Source organism: Paraburkholderia sp. RL17-383-BIF-A (assembly GCF_046028015.1).
Lineage (GTDB): Bacteria > Pseudomonadota > Gammaproteobacteria > Burkholderiales > Burkholderiaceae > Paraburkholderia.
Map to the genome: position 1 here is coordinate 1 of NZ_JARESR010000036.1, position 22,668 is coordinate 22,668.

At 62.7% G+C, this 22,668-nt stretch carries 18 protein-coding genes and 1 pseudogene; 6 read left to right on the forward strand and 13 right to left on the reverse strand.

Annotated features, from left to right (window positions below; genetic code table 11):
• The 3 genes and pseudogenes from P0D71_RS29955 to queF form a co-directional block, all read left to right on the forward strand.
• A pseudogene (locus P0D71_RS29955) lies at positions 1–490 on the forward strand (threonine ammonia-lyase, biosynthetic); the annotation flags it as partial.
• 23 nt (positions 491–513) lie between these two features.
• Positions 514–1,416: a 5'-nucleotidase gene (locus P0D71_RS29960; protein ID WP_091796754.1), complete on the forward strand. Its 903-nt coding sequence runs from the start codon at positions 514–516 to the stop codon at positions 1,414–1,416.
• On the forward strand, positions 1,413–2,237 hold the full coding sequence (gene queF / locus P0D71_RS29965) for an NADPH-dependent 7-cyano-7-deazaguanine reductase QueF (protein ID WP_091796755.1): 825 nt from the start codon (positions 1,413–1,415) through the stop codon (positions 2,235–2,237). The genes P0D71_RS29960 and queF overlap by 4 nt, the downstream gene beginning before the upstream one ends.
• Positions 2,238–2,306: 69 nt before the next feature.
• Here queF and P0D71_RS29970 read toward each other — a convergent pair whose 3' ends face one another.
• From P0D71_RS29970 to P0D71_RS29980, 3 genes are all read right to left on the reverse strand, one after another.
• The gene (locus P0D71_RS29970; RefSeq protein ID WP_007179354.1) at positions 2,307–2,693 is read right to left on the reverse strand and encodes a RidA family protein; all 387 of its coding nucleotides are present in this window, start codon (positions 2,691–2,693) and stop codon (positions 2,307–2,309) included.
• Positions 2,694–2,775: 82 nt separating this feature from the next.
• Positions 2,776–4,257: an N-acyl-D-amino-acid deacylase family protein gene (locus P0D71_RS29975; RefSeq protein WP_408483320.1), complete on the reverse strand. Its 1,482-nt coding sequence runs from the start codon at positions 4,255–4,257 to the stop codon at positions 2,776–2,778.
• Between the two features lie 3 nt (positions 4,258–4,260).
• Complete coding sequence (locus P0D71_RS29980) at positions 4,261–5,151, reverse strand: MurR/RpiR family transcriptional regulator (protein WP_408302496.1); 891 nt, start codon at positions 5,149–5,151, stop codon at positions 4,261–4,263.
• Positions 5,152–5,319: 168 nt separating this feature from the next.
• Between P0D71_RS29980 and P0D71_RS29985 the strand changes: the two genes are divergently transcribed.
• A complete protein-coding gene (locus P0D71_RS29985; protein WP_408302494.1) occupies positions 5,320–6,597 on the forward strand; it encodes an amino acid deaminase in 1,278 nt (425 codons plus the stop codon).
• Between the two features lie 133 nt (positions 6,598–6,730).
• Here the strand turns inward: P0D71_RS29985 and P0D71_RS29990 are convergent, their stop codons facing one another.
• Entirely contained in the window at positions 6,731–7,246 is a 516-nt protein-coding gene (locus P0D71_RS29990) for a MarR family winged helix-turn-helix transcriptional regulator (protein ID WP_408483321.1), read from the reverse strand.
• Between the two features lie 31 nt (positions 7,247–7,277).
• Positions 7,278–8,873 (reverse strand): MDR family MFS transporter, encoded by a 1,596-nt coding sequence (locus P0D71_RS29995; protein WP_408483322.1) that lies wholly within the window; start codon positions 8,871–8,873, stop codon positions 7,278–7,280.
• 139 nt (positions 8,874–9,012) lie between these two features.
• Between P0D71_RS29995 and P0D71_RS30000 the strand changes: the two genes are divergently transcribed.
• A complete protein-coding gene (locus P0D71_RS30000) occupies positions 9,013–9,855 on the forward strand; it encodes an EcsC family protein (protein ID WP_408302489.1) in 843 nt (280 codons plus the stop codon).
• Here P0D71_RS30000 and P0D71_RS30005 read toward each other — a convergent pair.
• The 8 genes from P0D71_RS30005 to P0D71_RS30040 all read right to left on the reverse strand — a co-directional run bounded on the left by P0D71_RS30005 (position 9,825) and on the right by P0D71_RS30040 (position 21,337).
• The gene (locus P0D71_RS30005) at positions 9,825–10,781 is read right to left on the reverse strand and encodes an alpha/beta hydrolase (RefSeq protein WP_408483323.1); all 957 of its coding nucleotides are present in this window, start codon (positions 10,779–10,781) and stop codon (positions 9,825–9,827) included. The genes P0D71_RS30000 and P0D71_RS30005 overlap by 31 nt on opposite strands.
• Before the next feature lie 116 nt (positions 10,782–10,897).
• Positions 10,898–11,332 (reverse strand): CHRD domain-containing protein, encoded by a 435-nt coding sequence (locus P0D71_RS30010; protein WP_091796763.1) that lies wholly within the window; start codon positions 11,330–11,332, stop codon positions 10,898–10,900.
• A 569-nt stretch (positions 11,333–11,901) separates the two neighbouring features.
• A complete protein-coding gene (locus P0D71_RS30015; RefSeq protein ID WP_408483324.1) occupies positions 11,902–16,344 on the reverse strand; it encodes an ATP-binding protein in 4,443 nt (1,480 codons plus the stop codon).
• Positions 16,345–16,398: 54 nt separating this feature from the next.
• Positions 16,399–17,145 carry an aquaporin Z gene (aqpZ, locus tag P0D71_RS30020; RefSeq protein ID WP_408483325.1) on the reverse strand — a complete coding sequence of 249 codons (747 nt, stop codon included), beginning with the start codon at positions 17,143–17,145 and terminating at the stop codon, positions 16,399–16,401.
• A 251-nt stretch (positions 17,146–17,396) separates the two neighbouring features.
• A complete protein-coding gene (locus P0D71_RS30025; RefSeq protein WP_408483326.1) occupies positions 17,397–18,041 on the reverse strand; it encodes a response regulator in 645 nt (214 codons plus the stop codon).
• 108 nt (positions 18,042–18,149) lie between these two features.
• The gene (locus P0D71_RS30030) at positions 18,150–18,839 is read right to left on the reverse strand and encodes a response regulator (RefSeq protein WP_091796766.1); all 690 of its coding nucleotides are present in this window, start codon (positions 18,837–18,839) and stop codon (positions 18,150–18,152) included.
• A gap of 140 nt (positions 18,840–18,979) precedes the next feature.
• Positions 18,980–19,645, reverse strand: coding sequence for a response regulator (locus P0D71_RS30035; RefSeq protein WP_091796767.1), 666 nt, complete (start codon positions 19,643–19,645; stop codon positions 18,980–18,982).
• Between the two features lie 378 nt (positions 19,646–20,023).
• Positions 20,024–21,337: an MFS transporter gene (locus tag P0D71_RS30040; protein ID WP_408483327.1), complete on the reverse strand. Its 1,314-nt coding sequence runs from the start codon at positions 21,335–21,337 to the stop codon at positions 20,024–20,026.
• Positions 21,338–21,432: 95 nt separating this feature from the next.
• Here P0D71_RS30040 and P0D71_RS30045 point away from each other — a divergent pair, with 95 nt between their 5' ends.
• Complete coding sequence (locus P0D71_RS30045; protein ID WP_408483328.1) at positions 21,433–22,320, forward strand: LysR family transcriptional regulator; 888 nt, start codon at positions 21,433–21,435, stop codon at positions 22,318–22,320.
• The last annotated feature ends 348 nt before the right edge of the window (positions 22,321–22,668 follow it).

A 22,668-nucleotide genomic window follows, 5' to 3' on the forward strand; every position in this document is an offset into this window, starting at 1 on the left:
CTTCCGGCGTTTCTGCGAACTGGTGGGCACACGCAGCGTCACCGAGTTCAACTATCGCATTGCGGACGCGAATTCCGCCCATATCTTCGTGGGCGTGCAGATCAGGAATCGCAGCGAATCGGCGCAGATCGCCGGCGCATTCGAAGCGCACGGGTTCGCCACAGTGGACCTCACGTTCGACGAACTCTCCAAGCAGCACATCCGCTACATGGTGGGCGGCCGCTCGCCTCTGGCGCACGACGAACGTCTGTTCCGCTTCGAGTTTCCCGAGCGTCCGGGCGCGCTGATGAAATTCCTTTCGTCGATGGCGCCGAACTGGAATATCAGCCTGTTCCACTACCGCAACCAGGGCGCGGATTACAGTTCGATCCTGGTCGGCATCCAGGTGCCGGTGAGCGAGAACGAGGCATTCAACAAGTTTCTCGCTACGCTCGGCTACCCGAACTGGGAAGAGACGCAGAACCCGGTGTATCGCTTATTCCTCGCCTGATCTTTTAGGACTGAAACGCGCAGATGGCTCTTTCGCTTGTCGACAAACTGGTGGTGGCAATCTCGTCGCGCGCGCTGTTCGACTTCGAGGAAGAGAACCGCGTGTACGAGGAAGGCGATCTGCAAGCCTATGAAGCATTGCAGCGCGACCGCCTTGCCGTGCCTGCCAAGCCGGGCGTGGCGTTTCCGCTGATCCGTAAGCTGCTGGCGTTGAACGCGGGCGGACATCGCGTCGAAGTGGTGATCCTCTCGCGCAGCGATCCAATCAGCGGACTGAGGGCGTTCCATTCGTGCCGCGAATACGGGCTCGCCATCGAGCGCGGCGTGTTTACTCGCGGACGCGCGCCGTTCGGCTATCTGAAGCCGTTAAACGCGTCGCTGTTTCTGTCGGCGAATCAGGAGGACGTGCGCGACGCGCTCGCCGCCGGATTTCCCGCCGCGCGCGTCTTGCCGGAATCGGCGAAAATGGCGAGCAAGTATCCCGACGAAATCCGCATTGCCTTCGACGGCGACGCCGTCCTGTTTTCCGACGAAGCCGAGCGCGTGTTCCAGAAAGACGGTTTGCGCGCATTCGTCGGCCACGAGATTCACAACAAGGATCTGCCGCTCGCGGACGGCCCGCTGAAGCCGTTGCTCGAAGCACTGCACCGGCTGCAAAAACTCGCGGATGAAGCCGCGCCCATGCATATTCGTACGGCATTGGTGACGGCGCGCTCGGCGCCCGCGCACGAGCGCGCGATCCGCACTTTAATGGCGTGGAACATTGAAATCGACGAAGCGATGTTCCTCGGCGGCCTCGACAAGAGCGCATTTCTGCGCGAGTTCGAGCCGGACTTCTTCTTCGACGACCAAATTGGCCACTGCGAATCGGCCCGCGTCGTGACGGCGACGGGGCACGTGCTGAGTGGCATCGTGAACGCATCATGACACCCGAACAATCACCGCTGGGTAAGGCCTCCACTTACACCGAACAATACGACGCCTCGCTGCTGTTTCCGATCGCGCGCAAAAATGCGCGCGAGGCGATCGGCATCGGCGCGCAGTTGCCGTTCTTCGGCACGGACATCTGGAATGCGTATGAGTTGTCCTGGCTGAACGCGCGCGGCAAGCCGCAAATCGCGGTGGCGACTTTCTACGTGCCGGCGGACTCGCCGAATATCGTCGAGTCGAAGTCGTTCAAGCTGTATCTCGGCTCATTCGCGCAGACCGCGTTCGAATCGATGGACGCAGTGCGCGACACGATCAAGCGCGACGTGTCCGCTTCGTGCGGCGCGACCGTCTCCGTTCATCTGGCCGCGCCCTATGAGTTCGGCAAATTGCAGATGGAAGAATTCGAAGGCTTGTCGCTCGACCGGCTGGATCTGGATACCGATATCTATCAGCCGGACGCATCGTTGCTGAAAGCGGCGCTGCATGAAGCGCCGGTCGAAGAAACGCTGTTCTCCAACTTGCTGAAGTCGAATTGCCCGGTGACGGGCCAGCCCGATTGGGGCAGCGTGCAGATTCATTATGTAGGCCCGCAGATCGATCACGCGGGCTTGCTGCGCTACATCATCTCGTACCGCAATCACACCGGCTTTCATGAACAGTGTGTCGAGAAAATTTTTCTCGATGTGCTGAAAGCCTGCAAGCCGGTCAAGCTCGCGGTGTACGCACGTTATACGCGGCGCGGCGGACTGGACATCAATCCGTTCCGCACGAATTACAACTTGCCGATGCCGGACAATATGCGTCTGGCCCGGCAGTAAAAAGCAGCTTGTTCGCCGCGGCGAGTTGATGCAAAGCTGCGGCGAACCAATCCGGCTGAATGTTCAGGCTTATGCCGTGGGCTTCTTATAAGCCACGCAGTCCACTTCGACGCGGCAATCGATCACCATCGAAGAAACCACGCAGGCGCGCGCTGGCGGGTTCTCGCCGAAGTACTCGCGGAACACCTTGTTGAACGACGCGAAGTCGCGCGGATCATCCAGCCACACGCCGCAGCGGACCACATGCTCGGCGCCATAGCCGGCTTCCTTCAGAATCGCGAACACGTTCTGGATCGCCTTATGCGATTGTTCGACGATGCCGCCGTTGATCACTTCGCCGTTTTCCATCGGCGTCTGGCCGGACACGAACAGCCAGCCGTCGGCTTCGACCGCGCGTGCAAACGGCATATGCTGACCGCCCGTTCCCTTCCCGCCTTCAACACCATAACGCTTCATCATCACACTCCTTAAAAAGTCCGGCACGCATGCGGCAGAATCGCCGTGCGCGCCGCAATCAATCACTCAATCGAGCAAAAATTCAGAACGCGCCGTGCGCGTCACCCTTCGACGCGGCGCCGCGCGCCACGAAGTGACCGGCGCGCTCGCCCGTCACTTCGCCGTCGCGGTACGACAGCACGCCGTTCACCCACACCGCGTCGATGCCGTCGGCGGCCTGTTGCGGTTTTTCGAACGTCGCCGCGTCGCGCACCTTGGCCGGGTCGAATAGCACCAGGTCGGCGTGATAGCCGATATGCACCTCGCCGCGCTGCGCCAGACCAAAGCGCCGCGCCGACAAGCTGGTCATCTTGCGCACCGCCTCTTCGAGCGGCAGCAAACCCGCGTCGCGCGCATAGTGGCCGAGCACACGCGGAAACGCGCCCCACAAGCGCGGATGCGGCAGCGGATCGTTCGGCAGGCCGTCCGAGCCGACCATGGTCGCGGGATGCGATAGGATCCGCCGCACGTCGTCTTCGGACATGTTGTGGTACACCGCGCCCGCCGGCTGTAGACGTTTGCCCGCTTCCTGCTGCGTAACGCCCCACTCCGCCGCAACCTCCTTGATCAGCTTGCCCGCCATCTCCGGATGCGGCTCCGACCACGTAATCGTGATGTCGATGTCGCCCGTCACCTGCTTCAGATCGAGCGTCGACGAACTGCGGTTGTACGGATAGCAATCGCAACCGATCGGCTGCAACCGGCTCGCGCTTTCCAGCGACTTCAGCACTTCGACGCTGCGCCCCCAGTTCGACGGACCCGCGCACTTCAAATGCGAGATCACCACCGGAACATGCGCGTGACGGCCCACGCGATACGCTTCGTCCATCGCATCGAGAATCGCGTCGAACTCGGTGCGCATGTGCGTGGTGTACAGCGCGCCGGCCGCGGCGAGCGGCTCGGCCAACGCCATCACTTCTTCGGTCGGCGCGGCGAACGCCGAACCGTAGGCGAGCCCCGAACTCAAACCCAGCGCACCATTCGCCAGTGCTTCTTCGAGTTGCGCGCGCATACCCTCGATTTCCTGCTCGGTCGCCGCGCGATCGAGCCGGTCCATCTGGTTGCTGCGCAACGCCGTATGCCCGATCAGCGCGCCGACGTTCACCGCCGGCCGCGCCGCATTCACCGCTGCGACATACGCGGCGAAGGTCGGATACTGGAACGCTTCGCGCTCGCCAAGCAGGTTCATCGGATCGGGCGGATCGCCCTTCAAAGCAACCGGCGACGCGCTGATACCGCAATTGCCGACGATCACCGTGGTCACGCCTTGCGTGATCTTCGGCAGCATTTGCGGCGAGCGGATCACATGCGTGTCGTCGTGCGTGTGAACGTCGATGAAACCCGGCGCCAGCGCGCGGCCTTCGGCCTCGATCACTTCTTCGGCGAGCCAGTTCGACAGATTGCCGATCGCGACGATGCGACCGTCGCGAACCGCGACATCGCGCTCGACTGGCGGCGCGCCCGTGCCGTCGTACAGTTGCGCGCCGACGATCAGCGTATCGGCGGCTTCGGGATGCGAATGCATGGATCAGTCTCCTAACGGTTGTCGATCGCCGCCGCCGCGGTGCGTGTCGAGTGCGTGCTTCATGCGGCGCAGCAATTCGCGGCTCTCGTCGCCCTGACTGACGGCGAGTTCGGTGACGAGCACATCGAGCGCCATCATCATTGCGTAGCGCGACGACGACGGCTTGTAAATGAAGTCGGTTTCAAAGGCGACGATCGGAATGACCCAATCGGCCAGCCGCGCAAGCGGCGAAGCCGGCGCGGTCAGCGCGATCACGGTCGCGCCGTAGCTGCGCGCGATCTTGCAGTTCTCGACCATTTCCGGCACGCGCCCGGTGGTGGAAAGCGCGATCACCACGCATTCACGCGACACGGTGCTCGCTACCATGCGTTGCAGCAAGCCGTCCTGATAAGTCGCGACGGGCCGGCCGAGGCGCACGAGCCGAAAGCGCATTTCGTCGGCGAGCGCGGTGGAACCGCCGCCCATGCCGAACACGTAGATCATGCGCGCAGCGCGCAACGCGGCCGCCGCTTCGCTGAGCGGCGCCTGACGCAGCAATTGATGGTTGTGCGCCAGCGCGGTTTGCAATTCGTCGAACACACGGGTCGCGATCGGCTCGGGGGCGTCGCCCGCGCCGCCCGGCTGCAGGAAGCGCTGACCGACCGCAGCAGCCTGAGCGAGCCGCAGTTTGAGTTCGCGCACGTCACGGCAGCCTACCGCCTTGGCAAAGCGCGTCACGGTCGCCACGCTCACCTCGGCCTGCTGTGCAAGCGCGCCGATGCTGGCGCGCGAAGCGCCCGTCAGATCGTCGAGAATCAGCGCGGCAACCTTGCGCTCAGCCGAGCGCAGTTCCGGCGCGCATTCGGCGATGCGCGCAACGATGTCGAAAGCCAGCGGTTCGGCGGTTGAGTTCATTGCAGACTGTGGGATACGGCGCGAAGGTGGCGCAAAGGCTAAGCAAAGGCGGACTGCCGCCCTTCAGCAACCGGTGGTACTAAATAACATTTCTTCATCCATCGTACTTTCGGTAACATGCTAAAGTCAACTTTGATTCAATTTAACTGGACGATGGAGCAAGGAGACATGAAAGTTACAAACTATCAGGGCGCGACGATTGATCCTTATAGCAAGGGCTTGGGCATGGTTCCGGGCACCAGCATCCAACTCACGGATGCCGCGCGTCTGGAGTGGAACCTGCTGAACGAAGACGTGAGCCTGCCGGCCGCCGTGCTGTACGCGGACCGGGTGGAACACAACCTGAAATGGATGCAGGCATTCGTCGCCGAATACGGCGTCAAACTCGCGCCGCACGGCAAAACCACCATGGCGCCGCAGTTGTTTCGCCGTCAGCTCGAAACCGGCGCGTGGGGTATTACGCTCGCCACCGCGCACCAGGTGCGCGCGGCTTATCACGGCGGCGTCTCGCGCGTGCTGATGGCCAATCAGCTGGTCGGCCGCCGCAACATGATGATGGTCGCCGAGTTGTTGAGCGATCCGGATTTCGAATTCTTCTGCCTCGTCGATTCGGTTGAAGGCGTCGAACAGTTGGGCGAGTTTTTCAAGTCGGTGAACAAGCAGTTGCAGGTGCTGCTCGAACTCGGCGTGCCGGGCGGCCGCACGGGCGTGCGCGACGCAGGGCAGCGCAACGCGGTGCTCGACGCGATTGCACGCTATCCGGACACGCTGAAGCTCGCCGGCGTCGAGTTGTACGAAGGTGTGCTGAAGGAAGAGCCCGAAGTGCGCGAGTTCCTGCAGAGCGCGGTCGCGCTCACGCGCGAGCTCGTCGAGCAAGGGCGTTTTGCGCGTACGCCGGCCGTGCTGTCAGGCGCGGGATCGGCCTGGTACGACGTGGTCGCGGAAGAATTCGTGAAGGCGTCGGAGACCGGCAAGGTCGAGGTGGTGCTGCGTCCGGGCTGCTATCTGACGCACGACGTCGGCATCTATCGCAAGGCGCAGACGGACATCTTCGCCCGCAATCCGGTCGCGAAGAAAATGGGCGAGGGTCTGCTTCCGGCGCTGCAATTGTGGGCGTATGTGCAGTCCATTCCCGAGCCGGATCGCGCGATTATTGGTCTTGGCAAACGCGATTCCGCGTTCGATGCGGGCATGCCGGAACCGGCGCGCCACTATCGTCCGGGTAACGAAGCGCCGCGCGATATCGCGGCAAGCGAAGGCTGGGAGATTTTCGGCCTGATGGATCAGCATGCGTATCTGCGGATTCCCGCAGGCGCCGATCTGAAAGTGGGCGACATGATCGCGTTCGACATCTCGCACCCGTGTCTGACGTTCGACAAATGGCGTCAGGTGTTGGTGGTCGATCCAGCGTATCGCGTCACGGAAGTGATCGAAACGTTCTTCTGATTCTTCTTGCGAAAGGCGCGCCCTGAAACATCGGGGCGCGCCTTTCCTGTTGTTTCGGAATGCGTGGAGCAAGCGATTGCTCTGCGATCCCCGAAGCGCCGCGTGCGGCGTCGTTCACGCCGCGTACGGCACGTTAAGGTTGACGCGGTGCTTCGCCCTCCACGACTTCGGCTGCCTGCTGCGAAACATCGCCGGCGGCGGCTCCCGCAGCGCCGGCTGTCGCCGCCACTTCTCCAATTCTCACCTCGAGCATCTTCAGTGCATCGGACAGCGCGCCCAGCGCCTCGTCCGGCAGCGCAGCCATCGTGTCGTGCAGAAACGCATTGCGACGCGGCAAGCTGGCTTCGGTCGCCGACTGCCCCGCTTCGGTCAGACGCACATTGGTCACGCGATTGTCGCGCGTGTCCATGCTGCGAGCGATCCAGCCCAAACCTTCCAGTGTCTTCAACTGCCGCGTCAGCGCGCCCGGGTCGACACGCAAGCGCTCCACCAGCCGTTTCTGCGACGACTCGCCCGCCTGCTCGTGCAGCGCGAGCAGAATGCGCCAGCGCGGCAGCGGGTGGCCGACATGCGACTCGAAGGCCGACATGAACGCCCGATATGTGCGGCCGAATTGCTGCATGACGGCGACGCGGTCCTGTTCTTCCATGATCTGTCAGTAAAACGATAAGTCTAAAAAATCAGTCCGCGTGAATCACGGGTTCGAGCTTGCGTTGGAGCTTGATCGGCGGCACTCGGCGGCTTTGCCAGACCGACACCACGGCGATGATCGCCGCCATGGCCAGCCCCAGATGAATCGCCGCCACGAGAGCTTCGCGCGCGCTCTCGAGCAGCATCGCGCCGTTATGGCCCGCGTGCGTCAACTGGCCGAGCAAGGTGGTTTGCGCATCGCGATTGATGAGAATTTGCGGGTCGCCGAGATCCGCGAACCATTGCGATGCGTGATCGTTTTCCAGCGCGCTGCGTACGCCGCTCGCGTACATGTGGCTGACCAGCGTGCCGGTCAGCGCGGTGCCGATCATGCCGCCGATCATGCGCAATGACTGCAGCAGCGCCGTGGCAATGCCGAGGTGCTCCCGGCCGGCCGTTTGCTGCGCGAAAATCGTCAGGTTCGGCATGACGAAACCGAGTCCCAGTCCGCCGACGACCATGAACGACATCAACAGCCATTGCGGCATGGCGCGTGTCGCGACGACCACGCCCAGGCACGCCAGTGCGAGCAGCGTAAAGCCCACGTAAAGCATCAGATTCGGATTGCGCACGCGCGAGACGATGCGTCCATTGGCGATGCTGCCGATCGTAATGAATACGACGAGCGGCGTGATGACGAGCCCCGCCTCTTTCGGCGACATGCCGAAGCCGCCCTGGAACAGCAGCGGCGCATAGAACAGCAGCGAGAACATCGTGAAGCCGCCCAGCACGGCCAGTGTGAACAGCGCGGCGAGACTGCGGTTGCGGAACATGTCGACCGGCAGGATCGCCGTCGGGCAGCGCTTTTCCCACTGCAAGAGCGCGTAAGCCGACGCGACGCTCAACGCGAGCAGCATGGCCGCACCGAAGCTCACGCCATGCTTGGGCAGCAACTCGACGAACAACTGCAACGAGCCGAGCGCCACGGCGATCAACACGGCGCCAGGCCAGTCGAGCCGCATCTTGCCTTCGTGTTCGACATGTCGCAGATGTGGCAGGAAACGCCAGACGAAAAACAGCGACAGCAGACCGACGGGCAGATTCACATAGAAAACCGAGCGCCAGCCGTAATACTGCGTGAGGAAACCGCCGAGCGACGGCCCGACCGCGTTGGCAATACCGAACGCCGAACTCATCAACACTTGCCAGCGCAGGCGCACGACCGAGTCGGGAAACAGATCGGGAATACAGGCGAACGCGGTGCCGACCAGCATGCCGCCGCCGATGCCCTGCAAACCGCGCGCGAGCACGAGGAACAGCATATTGTTGGCCGCGCCGCACAGCACCGAGGCGCCCGTGAACACGACGATCGACGCGATCACGAACGGCTTGCGCCCGTAGTAATCGCCGAGCCGGCCGAAAATCGGCACGGTAATCACCGAGGTCAGCAAATAGGAAGTGGCGACCCACGCGTACAGCTCGAAACCCTTGAGTTCGGCGACGATGGTGGGCAATGCGGTGCCGACCACGGTCTGGTCGAGCGCGACGAGCATCGTGACGAAGGAGATGCCGAGCATCGCCAGCAATGATTCACGGAAAGGTAAAACTTGCCCACTCGAGTGGTGGGCCGCGGTATGGACAGCCATTTTTGATAGTGCAACAGTTGACTGGTCAATCGATAGGGAATCATACCACGCGACGATGCTCTAATCCGGACACGCCGCCGCGGTGCGCAGCAGCGGCAACCGACTGAAAAAAACACATCACATGACGCCAGGGAGGCACATGGAGCCGAGCTCGCTCGCAACACAATCGTTATCGGACGACGATCTGAAGGCGCTGCGGCGCGCGAAACATGAACTGGAGAGCCCCGCTCTGGCGATGAAACTGGCCAGCATCGTCGGCGCGCCGCTGGAGAAGCTGCTCTCGCGCATGCCGGCGTTCGCCAACGAAAAGGTCGCGGACGCGACCGAGCTGGCGTTGCGCAAGTGCCTGGCAATCGCGCTGCGCACGCTGGGGCGCAAGGACGCCACGCTTGCGCTGGCGGCGCCCGAGAAGCCGAGCAATCTGCTGCACAAGTTCGCTGTGGCGACCACCGGCGCGGCCGGCGGCGCATTCGGACTGTTTGCGCTGCCCGTCGAACTGCCGGTCACGACCACGCTGATGTTTCGCTCGATCTGCGACATCGCGCGCAGCGAGGGTGAGGATTTGTCGTCGATCGATACGCAACTGCAGTGTCTGACCGTGCTCGGCATGGGCAGCACATCGAGTGCCGACGACGACGCCGACTTCGGCTACTTCATCATGCGCGGCGCGTTGGCGCAGGCGGTGTCGAAAGCGTCGTCCGAGATAGCCACCAAAGGTTTCACCACGCATGGTTCCGCGGCCTTGCTGCGCCTCGTCAACACGATCGCCGCGCGCTTTTCGGTGCAGGTGAGCGAACAGATCGCCGCCAAGTCGATTCCGGCGATCGGCGCGGTGCTCGGCGCGATGGTCAATACGGTTTTCATCGACCACTTCCAGCAGGTCGCGCATGCGCACTTCACCGTGCGGCGGCTGGAACGGCAATATGGCCAGCAGACCGTCGAGGCCGCCTATCAGACCATCGACATCGCGCTCGACGGCTGAGACGCGCGGCTCGTCACGCGCCGCACGAAGGTGGCGGCGCGCTCGAGCGCGCGATTTCCTTCCGGGACGAACGGCGCAAAAATCGGCCAGACGTGCGGCATCTTGTTCCACACTTCGAGTTCGCAGTCGACGCCTGCCGCGCGCGCGTTGTCGGCCACGCGCTGCGAGTCGTCGAGCAACACCTCGGTGCTGCCCGCCATGATGAAGAGCGGCGGCAAGCCGTTCAGATCGGCATAAACGGGAGAGGCATGGGGATGCGTGGCCGGCGTGTCGCCGAGATAAACCTTTCCCGCCAGCGCGATTGCCGGGCCGCTGAACATGGGGTCGAGACCGTCGTTGGTGCGGATGCTGGCGCCCGTCGCGGCCAGATCGGTCCATGGCGAGAACAGCAGGGCGCCGGCCGGCATGGGGTCGCCGGCGTCGCGCAGCGCCACCAGGGTAGCGAGCGCGAGGCCGCCGCCCGCCGAATCGCCGGCTATCACGATCGACTCGGGCGCAATGCCATTGCCGATCAACTGACGATAAGCGTAGGTTGCATCGTTCAACGCCGCCGGGAAGCGATGCTCCGGCGCGAGACGATAGTCGAGCGAAAAAACGGCCGCGTCGGCGCGTGTCGCCAGGCCGAACGTGATCGAGCGATGCGTACGCGGTGAACAGAAGTAATAGCCGCCGCCGTGACAATACAGCACCGTTGCACCGGTCTGCGCGGCTTGCGCGCCGTCGGCGCGCTCGATCCATTCGCCGCGCAAGGGCGCATCGCCCGGGCCGTACAGCTCACGCAGACGCCAGCCGCGAGGCACGCGCGGCGACCAGGCGCGCTTGGCGGTCAACGCGCGCGCCTTCTCGACATTGATACGCGGCTTCAAGGTCTCGGGACGAAACTGCCTACGCAGATACCAGCACGCGAGTGCGCTTTGCCAGCTCATCGGGACACGCTCCTTCGATTGTGTCCCGTCATGTTACGTGCGTTCACGGCAGCGCCGGTGGGCGGCGGCTTCTAATCCCAAAAGGGTCCGCGCCGCCCGGTAAGGTTTTCCGCTCGTTAGTTAGCCGGCAAAACCTGCCCGCGAATTTCGCCCATCGGGTTCTGCGCGGTATGAACGTTGAAGTACCACTGCCCCGCCATCAGATCGGTGACCTGCTGCTCGGTGAGCGCCGCCGACCCTTTGATCGGGCTGGCGAGGGCTCCCTTATCGATCGGCACCTGAACCTTGGCGTTCTGGCCCACCGGCGCAGGCCCGTGGAAATGCGCGGCGGTTGCCGGGCCGCTCAAGCCTTCATAAGTGACCGTCCATTGCAGGGATTTGGTCGAGGTGTCGAAGGTGGCGTTCAACATGCCGTGTCCGTGGCTCACGCGAGGAGGCACTTCGCTCGACGGCTCGAGATCCGCCTTCAAGGCCACCGTATCGGCGAAGGCGACGCCCGACGCCAACGCCCACAACACCATAGCGAGATTCAGTTTTCGAAGCGCAATCATGGTCTTCTCCGGACTTGATGCACCGCCGCACCGACACTTCGGCCGCGCGGAGCCACCACATACTAGTTCAAATCCGCTGAGCCTGTTTGTGCCTCGGACCGCGCATGGCCGGCGCGGGCGCCACGCGCTGTGCTGCCAGAAGCCGCTCGCGAGGTGCTGCTTTTACGTATTGAAACGCGGCGACTTCATAGTTGTCCGTAGTGATCCTGCGTCTTGCCGACGAGTTAAACCTTGGCGATATCGCGCGAGAAGTGCCGCTGTGCGCACACGCCGCCGCCGGCACCCCGCCAAGACGGAGCGATGAGACGACGTCCTGGAAGCGTTTTAAGCGAATTTCTCAAACAGTTAATTGTCGATTTTGTAGTGAATCAACCGCGTTATCCCGGTTATGCTTCCGGCTGCGAGAAGTGACTCCTTCATCGAGGGATGTCTCCAAATCTTTAACGCGGCTTCGGCCGCGTTTTTTTTCGTTCTATCGTCTCGCCTCTCGTCCGTGTGGGTGCGCTCTGCTACGAGGCGACCGCACCTATTCCGCATAATCCCCTGCGGCTTTTTCAACCGGCAGCCCGCTATACGAGCAACGCGGCTTGCTGTTCGATTCCGTCCAGCATGGCGTTGCACTTGTTGATTAAAACCATTCCGTCATTGCGCACAAGTTCGGGCGGTTTCACATTGATTTCGCGGCGGTAATCTTCGAGCGCCATGAGTAGCGGCGGATATTGCAGGACGCTCGCCGCCCCTTCCACGCGATGAAGCCATTCGCGCACACGCTCCAGTTCAGTGCGCTCGGAGCCGACCCGCTCGAGCAATGGCGAGAGCGACTGCACGTCTTCCCGAACGGAAGATACGAACGAGTCGAGCAGCGCCTTGACGGTCGATTCGCTCCCCCATAGTTGTGTCATGTGCCCCAGGTCGACCGGGACGAAGGGATCAGCGCCGCCGTGGACCTCCGGTGTAGCGACAGCCGGCGCTCTCGCGGCCTCCAAAGGCGCGGCGTGCCCCGCGCTGTCGGATCCAAACCAGCGGCTCAGATAGTCGCGCAGCGTGGCCAGCCGCGTCGGCTTCACCAGGCTGTCGTCCATGCCAGCGTCGCGACACAGATTCAGGTCTTCGGGCGCGGTGTTCGCCGTGATACCCAGAATGGGCAGCCGATGCATGCCACCCTGCTCACGTTCACGAATGCGCCGAGTGAGTTCGTAGCCCGACACGTTCGGCATGTGGCAATCCGTGATCAGACAGCCGTAGTTCGTGCGCTCCAGCGCTGCCAGCGCTTCCGCGCCGTCGTTCGTCACGTCGCAGGCGAAACCTAGCAACGCGAGTTGGTGGCGAATCAACTCCTGGTTGACCGGATGATCTTCCGCGACGAGGATCAGCCGGCCACTGGCGATTGCCCGCTCCCGGTCCGGAGGCGAAGCGCCGCCCTCCGGCGCGCGTGGCATGGCAGCCAGGCGCGGCGCCACCGAAGGCAGCCCGGTCATCGCGGCGGCGCACGCGGCGCCGAGGCCACGCCATGAAATGGGATTGATGCTGACGCGCACGGTGTCGTCGAGAATGCGGTAACCCGTCGGCTTCGGCTTCTCAGTCAGACAGACGACACGCGTGCGCGCGCGAACGTCCGCGGGTAAAGTCACGTCCTCGTTCACGAACAGCAAATCCAGATCTTCCAGTGCGACGCGATCGCGCAGTTCCGGCGCATCGGGCGACACGCGACGCAACGCGAGTCCGAGCGCCTCGCCGAAGTGCATCAGGGCTTGAGCAACACGAGCGTCGCCAGTTGCCACGAGCCCGCGCTTGCCGCGCAAGCCGTTGACCGAATAGCGCTGAGTCTCGACAGCCATGGTGAGCCGCACGGTGATGCGTGTGCCGCTGCCCGGCTCGCTGTGCAATGCAAGCGAGCCGCCCATGAGGTCGATCAGCTTGCGGCAGATCGTCAAACCGAGGCCTGTGCCGCCAAAACGGCGCGTGGTGGAAGACTCGGCCTGCACGAACGGCTCGAACAGCTTGTCCTGCACCTCCGGCGCGATGCCGATCCCGGTGTCCTCGACAGTCATGGCGAGCGTTTGAATGTCGCCGGCCTGAGCAACGACCGACACGCACACGTCGACCTCGCCTTGCGGCGTAAACTTGATGGCATTGCCAAGCAGATTGAACAGAATCTGGCGCAACCGTACGCTGTCGCCCCGCAGCGTGGCTGCGACGTCCGGCGCAATGTCCACGCGCACTTTCAGGCCCTTTTCGTGCGCCCGCCCGGCCAACAGACCGACAGCGTTGTCCACCAGTTCACGTATGTCGATAGATTCGGCCTCGATCGTCAGCCGTCCGGCTTCGATTTTCGAGAAGTCGAGCAAGTCGTCGAGGATCTGCAGCAGTGCGCCCGCCGACTCGTGGATCATGCCCAGCATTTCGCCCTGGTCCGCATTGAGCGGCGTACGCTCCAGCACCTCGACGAGACCGAGCACACCGTTCATCGGCGTGCGGATTTCGTGGCTCATCATTGCGAAGAAGTCGTCTTTGGCGCGCGAAGCCGCTTCGGCCAGGTCGCGCGCTCGCGCCAGTTCGTCGGAGCGAGCGTGCTCGACGCTGGCGTCCACCCAGTAACCGCTCCACACGACACTACCGTCCGTTTCGCGACGCGGCACCAACTCGGCACGTGCCCACTTGATCTCCTGGTCGCCTTCGAAACGGAACTCCATGTTCACCGGCGTTTCGCTGCGAGCCGAGCGCTCCAGTTCCGCCAGCACGAACGCCCTGTCCTCCTCACACACGCGCTGGAAATCGACGTGATCGCTGCTGCTCACCGCACTGTCTTTTGCACCCAGCAGATGCCGCGTGTCGCCGCCGATATACGGAAACGAGTACGCGCCATCCGAAGTGCGGCGCAGTTGAAACACCACCGCCGGCAGGGAGCGCGTCACGTCGAAGAGGCGCCGTTCGGTTTCGCGCGCGCGCATCTCAGCGCGCCGAATGTCCGTGATATCGACCACCGTCCCCAGCACGCAAACCGGCTGACCGTCGCTGCCACGGCAGACGCTGGCCCAGAAAAGGCCATGCCGCACATTGCCCGCGCCGCGCTCGAACTGCAACTCCAACTGCACAGTCTCGCGCCCGCTTAGCATCTCGCGAGTCATGTCGCCGAGAATCCGGCTGTTGGCCTCACCCCATGTTTGCACGTCCATGGTGTTTCGTCCGATGACCGCTTCGCGGCTCAATCCGCAGGCTTGCTCATAAGCCTCGTTGACTGCGATATAACGGCCGTCGAGGTCCATGGCGACAAGCGGATACGGCACCATCTTCATCATCGTTTCCTGGAAATTCAGTTGCAGCTCGAGCTTGAGCTCGGTTTTCTTGCGCAGCCTGACTTCCCGTTGCAGCAACAGATAGGCACGCAGCGTGATCAGCAGCGCGACGCCGATGCCGATCAGCAACGGCAGCAGGCGCACCGCGGTCACGCTCCATATGCCCGACTCCGGCGCACTGCCGGTGACCCATTTCTGCCGGATGCGCTGCTTTTCCGCAGCCGGCATGGCCAGCAATGCACGATCGATCAGTTCGGCAAGCGGACTCAGGTCCGGGCGCACAGCGAAGTCGAGCGCGTCGGTTTCGCCTACCGTGCCGAGGATTTTCAGGACACCGTCGTAACGCTGCTTGAGCAGGATGTCGATAGCGGCCACATTGCCGACCAGCACGTCCGCCTCGCCGGCCTCGACCATCCTGAGCGCGTCGTCGAGACTGGGCGCGATTGCAACGTGGTCCGCCGGAATGCGCTCGAATGCGAGCGGAATCGAACCGGCAACGTGCGACGAAACGACAATGCGCCGTGACGCGAAATCATTCAGGGATCTGGCCGCCGGCTCGTTCTCACGCCCGACGATCACCAGTGGATAGCTTTCGTATGCAAGGGTGTGGCGCGCCCGCTTGAGTCGCGGATCGTGAATCGAGGCCGTGGCGAGCATCGCCAGCTCGCCGTGTTGAAAGGCTTCAATAGCGGCGGGCCAGTCGGCCGTGCGGGCGCGGTTGATCACGACGCCGAGCGTGCGGCTCAGATACGCCAGATAGTCGGCGGCAATACCGGCCGGTTGCCCGGAACTGTCGACGTAACTGAACGGGGACCAGCCATTATCAAAACCAATCTGCAACGGCGGCAACGAACGAAGCCAGGCCTGCTCCTGCGGCGTCAGCACGAGACGCGGCGCAACGGGCACGGGCTTCGCGTCGAAGTTGCCGGATAGCCAGCGCACACGAATCGCCGCGTCGTCGGCCGGGTTCAGCGAGGCGAGCGCCTCGTCGAGCTGGTCGCGCAGCGTAGCGCGGCTCCGTGGCACCGCGAAGCGCAGATTGGCGGTCCGGCTGCTTTCCTCGAAGGCCACGTGCAAACCACGGAACTCCTCCGTAGCCAACGCATATTGCACAGCCGGCGTGAAGCCGAGATAAACGTCGGCGTCGCCCCGGACCACCGCCGAGAGTGCGGCATGCGTCGTGGCGAACACGCTGATCTGCGCATGAGGAAAGCGCTCGCGTGCCACCCGCTCGAGCGCAAAACCCTTTTCTATCGCGATACGTGCTCCGGCAATCTGAGCGGGACTCGCGTAGCTGTCACCGTCACGGCGAACCACTGCCGACGACGAAGAACGGAAATACGGTGCGGTAAAACTCAGGCACCGCTCGCGTTCCGGTGTGCGGGCAACGCTCGTCAACAGGTCGACCTCACCGGCGCAGGCCGCGGCAAGCAATTGCGGCACATCAGGAAACGCCTTGGCTTCGATAACGACATTCGGCCCGACGAGCGCGCGCAGATAGTCGACGCTCATGCCGGTGAGGCGTCCGCCTTGCAACGCGTCGAGCGGCAGCCAGCCGCCCGCGAGAACCCCGGTGGTCAGTTTCGCGGGAAAAGCGGCAACGCTCTGGCTGTTCGAACGGTTGTCGAACAGTTGGGCGGCGGCTGCCGTTTGGGTGGCGACAAACAACGCCCATACGAGCAGACCAAGCCACACGCGTTCGAGCGTGCGCCTCATTGCAACGTTTGGCGGGAAATTGACGGCAGACACGATGATGGCGCCCGGCAACACTCAGGCGACTTCGCCTTGCCCATCGGCAAGCCCGGCGCTACCGTGCTCGGGCTTGCCGTGCAGATACGAGAACAACGCGCCGGCAGTGATGCCCCCCGACAGCGGCGCAGCCCAGAACAGCCAGAGTTGATCCAGCGCCCAGTCTCCGACGAACAAGGCTTGCGCCGTGGAACGGGCGGGATTGACAGAACCGTTGGTGACCGGGATCGACACCAGGTAGACGAGCGCCAGACAGGCGCCGAGCACCAGCGGCGCGAGCGGCTGCACGTCGTGCCGGCGGGCGATCATGAGGTTGGCCATGACAAAGCAGAAGGACAGCACGAACTCGATGGCCAGCGCCGAATGCAATTGATAGTCAGCGGGAGAATGGTCGCCGAAGCCATTTGCCGCGAACTCGCTTGCGCGCAGATCGAAACCGGGACGGCCGCCCGCCACGTAAAGGAGCAATGCTGCGGCAACGATCGCGCCGAGAATCTGCGAGGCAATGTAGGGGAGCAAATCCCTGACCGGAAAACGCTGTGCGACGGTAAAGCCTACGGTGACAGCAGGATTGAAATGACCGCCGGACAGGCTGCCCATGCAGTAGCTGGCCGTGGCGAGTGCGAGGCCGAATGCCACCGCCGCTTCCAGCACGCCGCCCGCCTGCTGGATCGCGCCGACGTTCAGCACAATGCTGCCGCAGCCGACGAAGACGAGCCATGCCGTTCCCGCACTCTCCACCAACAACCGCTTACCTAATGCAACCATGCCGCCTCCTGTTTCTGTCCATGAGGCAGACGGCCCTGCGCGATTGCCATAAGACATCTGCCTGAATTCGCTCGGCTCGGGCATTGCTCAGCTTAACGAAATGACTGCTTTCGTCACGGGAGCATCGAATAAAGCCGCAGTGAACGCAGAACTATGAGGCGGCAATGTCTCGCGACCAATCGGAACACTCCTAAATTCGCTGTTCTCTAAAAACAGCTGCCAACGTCGCAATGCAATACGCCCCTCGCGTTTCAGGTCAATCCGATTTGCCGCGCGTAGTCGATCAGGTCGGCTTCCGTTTCCAGGCCGAGCTTGCGCATTGCACTACGTTTCTGCGTACTGATCGTTTTGCCGCTGCGCTGCAAACGCGCTGCGATCTCGTGGACAGCGAGACCTTGCACATAGAGCTGGAAGATTTCCCACTCGCGCGCGCTCAGCACACCGGCGCGAAGCTGCGGCGGCGCATCCGCCGTTTCGATTGCGGCGCGCGCATGCTCCGACAGATAGACGCGGCCGGCAATCGCCGCCTCGATTGCGTCGAGCAAGGCGGTGACGGTTTCACGTTTATCGACGATACCGCCCACGCCGATGTGCAAAAGGCCGGTAAGCATGTGCGCATGGCAGATCATGGTCAGCACGACGACGCACGGACGCGGCCGGCCCCGCAACAGGCGGCGCAGAAAAGACACCGCGTTGCTGCCGCCGTGAATGCCCGGCATGTTGATATCCGAAACGACCACGTCGCATGCATAAGCGTCGAGTAATTCAGCGAGGCCATGCGTGTCGGCCGCTTCGCCGACAAACTCGATGTGCGGGACGGTTTGCAACATTTGCTTGACGCCGACACGAACGCAGTCGTGATCGTCCGCGACGATGACGCGAATCTTTTGTCTCATCTTCTTGTTGTCTTATCGACTGGCATGCCCCGCACGCGTTGTGCTTCCCCGGGCGATGCCAATGCATCTTGTTTTCGTCACGCCAAGGCGCGACACGCGGCCGGCTCGTCACCGGTTCTGCACGCGCTCCTCGGGAATCACCCCGTACTCGACGGCGAAGCGGAACAGTTCCGCGTCGCTGTGCAGCGCGAGCTTGCGCATGGCGGTGCACTTCTGCGCGCTGATCGTTTTGACACTGCGCCCCAAACGGGCGGCGATCTCGGTCACGCCAAACCCTGACGCATATTGGGTGAACACTTCGAGTTCGCGGCGCGACAGCATTTGCCGGACAAAGTCGAGCCGCTGGGTCACCGTTGCGTCGGCGATCAACGCGCGCACCGCCGGCCCGACGTAACACTCGCGCGCCAACGCCGTGACGACGGCCACGTGAATCAGATCGATCCGGTCGCGCTTGCTCACCAATGCGTCGGCGCCGAGCGAAATCACCTTTTGCAGCTCGGCGGCCTCGGTTTCCATGGTAAGCACGACGAGCGCAATGTCGGGGTAGCGCATCTTGAACTGCCTGACGACTTCCAGTCCGCTGCCATCCGAACCGCCCGGCATGTAGAGGTCCATGAGCACCAGATCGCATGAACCACGGTCGACTTCCGTGAAGAGTTCGGTCGCATCGGCCGCGCGACCGACAATCTCCATATTCGGATAACCGCCCATCAAATTTTCGATCGCCAGCAGCACCAGTGGATGATCGTCCGCAATGATGGCTCGAATGGGCGTGCTTACCTCAGCGGTGTCGCGCATCTTCTATTTTTCCTCCGTACCTTGATTGACTGCCGCCCTTTTCAGTAAAACCAGCTCTCGTGCCGATCATTAAACATTTTTCAGAAAATAAACATAAGATCGCTCCGAAACCACCGCATTCTATTTAAAAAGTAAATTGCTTAGATATACGATTCAAAACCAGGAATTCCATATGCGCGCACGTGAGAAAAAAGACCTGGATCGTTGGCAACTCCGAGCTTGGTCATTGCCTCGCGTTTCTGCCTGCTGACCGTGCGACGATGACAGCCGAGCGCCGCTGCAATTTCAGCGATCGACTGGCCGTCCACCAGCAGCCTGACGACTTTGGCCTGAGCGCCTGATAGACGCGGCGGCGCCGGTCGTTCACACGCAAACTCCTGCGGGCGCGCGAGCGCTTCGACGATGGAACGCCCGAGGTAGGCCTCACCGTGCCGAGTCGTGGCAATCGCCTGCCAAAGCTCGTGCATCGACTCCGCCTTGCCGAGCATGCTCACGGCGCCGTCCGACACAATGGCGCGAAGGATCGCGGCATTCGTCAGCGTTGTCATCACCACGATGCGCAGCTGCGGCCAGTCGCAACGGATTCGCCGGACGAGATCGAGGCCGTCGTCGACGGCGCCCGAGCGCTCCGGCATGGCGAGATCGGTGACGAGCACATCGCAGGGTGTGTTCCGCAAGCGTTCGAGCAGCGAAACGGCATTCGTCGCTTCGTCGACGATGGTGACACCGGCATGCATTTTTAAAGTCGCACGGATGCCAAGCAGAACGAAGGGATGATCGTCCGCCAGGATAATTCGAAGGTTCACCAGGATTTTCTCTCGTTTGTTGTAGGATTATTTTCAAATGCGCAGAAAAAATCTGACACACTTTACCTATTCTTTGACGGCCCCTTGACGACGCTTCGCGTGTCAAGGCGGCCATAAAATCACCACTACAACTCCACGAAAATCGGAGCGCTCCGAATCCTGTAGAAAAACCAATTACCAATGCGGATTTATCAAAGAAGAAAAGAATAACTACGCAAAATGAATATTTTTTACTTTCACAACGGAACCCATTCCGGCCGGAATTCGACGGTGCAACCACTCATCGCAGGCGTGTCCACACGCCGCCCAACGGCATGACAAAAAGCGCGGCAGCCGCCCCGCGGCAACCGCCTTATTACCGAGCGGCGCCGCGCCTCGTCAGATTGCGTCGCAGGCGCGCGGTGCCCTCGCCTTGCTTTCACGCGCCGCGCGCGGAAATACCGGGAACGCGATCAATGCGCACACGCTGGCTACTGCCCACACTATCGGCCACGAACCTATCGTCAACAGCAGCGGTATTACCAGCGGCGTCACGAACAGCGTGAGAAAGACACACGTGTTGCCGATCGCCAGCGCCGTGCCGGCGCGGTTCGTCCCTGCCAGCGTGGCGAGTTCCGTAAAGGCCACGCCGTGCCATGCCGACGCGCTCACACCGCCCAGCACGACCATCAGCGCGAATACCGCTGTCAGCGTCGCGTGATGCATGCCGGCGAGGCCGGTCAGTAACGCGAGCGAGGCGAACAACACCGCCGTCAGCAAACTGCAGGCGCGCATGTAGTTCCGCCGATTGCCGCGCCGGTCGGTCCACGCGCCACTCCAGACCCGCGCGATCGCGGCGCCCGTTTGCACCGCAGCCATCGTCACGCTGATCGCCATGACGCCGGCGCGGCTGAAATCGTGAAGAAACACCGTCCCGAACGTCACGACGGCGAGTTGCGGCACGCACAGCGCTCCAGCGCCGAGCGCCACGCGCCAGATGCCGATGTCGCGCAACGGCGAGACGCTGCTGCGCATGCCATTCGCCGCCGTGTCACGGACTTCGCGTGCGCCTTCCGAATCGGTATGAGCAGGTTCATGCAGCCAGCGCCATGCGAACCCCGCCGTGATCGCACAGCCGAGCGCCAGCACGGTATATGCGCTCGCAAAGCCATAACGCGACGCGAGCACCGGCAACAGCAGTGCGCCGAGGCCGCCGCCCGCAGGCACCGCGGTCTGGCGAATACTCATGGCAAGGCCGCGCTCGCCTTCGCGAAACCAGGCCATCACTGCGCGGCCGCTCGAACCGTTGACGCTGCCGCCGAACAGTCCCACCAGCAACAGGCCAAGCGCGAGCGTGCTCACGCCCGGTATGTGCGTACCGGACGGCACGACGAACAACGCGAGGCCGGCGAGCGCGGCAGCGGTCGAAAGCAGTCCGAGCAACAGGACACGCCGGTCGCCCCAGCGATCGGTCAGCAGTCCCCATGGCAACTCGCTGACCGCGATGCCGAGGCCCAACATGCCGAGCACGAGACCCAGACCGTCGTTGCCCAGGTGATAGCCCGAGCGCAAGAAAACCGCCGTCGTCGGAATTCCCGAAAATGCCGCGGAAAAGCTCGCGTTCGCAGCGAAACCGACCCCGAGCACCTTCCACCTGTGGCTTGCCGAACGCCTGCCGGATAGACCTACGGCTGCCATTGATTCGTTTCCCATTCCACCCTCCGCAAAGAATCTGGAGGTATGCTACGGCTGGGCTTTCTATCGGAAAAACCGGAATTTCAGATGACTTCCATCGGATATACCGAATCATGAGCCAGCGTGGCTTCGACCTGACCCAGTTGCGAACCTTCGTCGCCGTCGCCGAATCGGGCAGTGTCTCGGCGGGCGCGGAGCGCGTATTCCTGTCGCAGTCTTCCGTTAGCGAGCAGTTGAAGAAACTGGAGGAACGCGCCGGCCAGCCGCTCTTCATACGCAGCAAGCAAGGCGTCAGCGCCACGCCGGCCGGCAGCCGCCTGCTCGACCACGCGCGGCGCATCATCGCCATGAGCGAAGCCGCGTTCGACGATCTCCAAGGCCGCTCGCTGGACGGCGAGTTGCGCATCGCCATCACGGACTACTACCGTCCGCACGACATCGCGCGCATTCTCAAGACGTTTTCGGAACAGCATCCGCGCCTGAAGCTGCACGTCACCGTGTTGCCGAGTGCGGTGATCGACAGCTATGCAGGCGACGATGCGTCGTTCGACATTGGTCTCTCGCTGCGGCTCGTCACGGATAACTCGCGCGCCACCGGCCGGCGCAACGCTGCGCCGAGCACGGTTGTGCGGCGCGAAAAACTGCTCTGGGTGAGCGCGGCGGATTCAGGTCCGCGGACGGCCACGCCCTATTCGCTCGTGTTGCTGCCGTCGAGTTGCCAGTTGCAGCGTTTCGTCGTGAAGTTGCTCGACGAACACAAAGTGCCCTACGTGGTGTCGCACTCCGCCTCCGGCGTGGCCGGCTTGCAACTCGCACTGAAGGCGGGACTCGGCATTTCCTGCCTGAACGAATCGTCGGTCGGCGGCGGCGTCGTGGCCTGCCCGGCGAGCGTCGGCTTGCCCGCGCTGCCTGCCGTGGAGTTTCATCTGTTGCCCGGACGAATCGGCGAAAGCGAACGCGTGAGCAATGCGCGCACGGCCTTGCTGCGGCTCTTCAGTTGACCACGCGCGCAGGGGGTCCAAGGCGTGTCGCTAAAGCACGTGTTCCATCATCAAACAATCACATTCGCGCGATAACGTCGAAGCACGCGGCGATTTGCAATGAAACGTTGAAAGCCCCCTGGTCGACGCCTATCATGAACAGGTGTTTGGTCAAATTAGCTTTTGTTTGCTATTGACGCGCCGAATGAATTCCTGCAACCTCGTACACGCTGCTGAACGTTTCAAGCGTTAATTCCCGCAGCCCGAAAGCCGCCACCCACTGGCGCATTCAGGCAGATCGTTGTTTTAAAAAGCAATCGCATCGCCGTAGCAAATCAACACTCGCCATTCAGAATAAGTCCGTTTTCG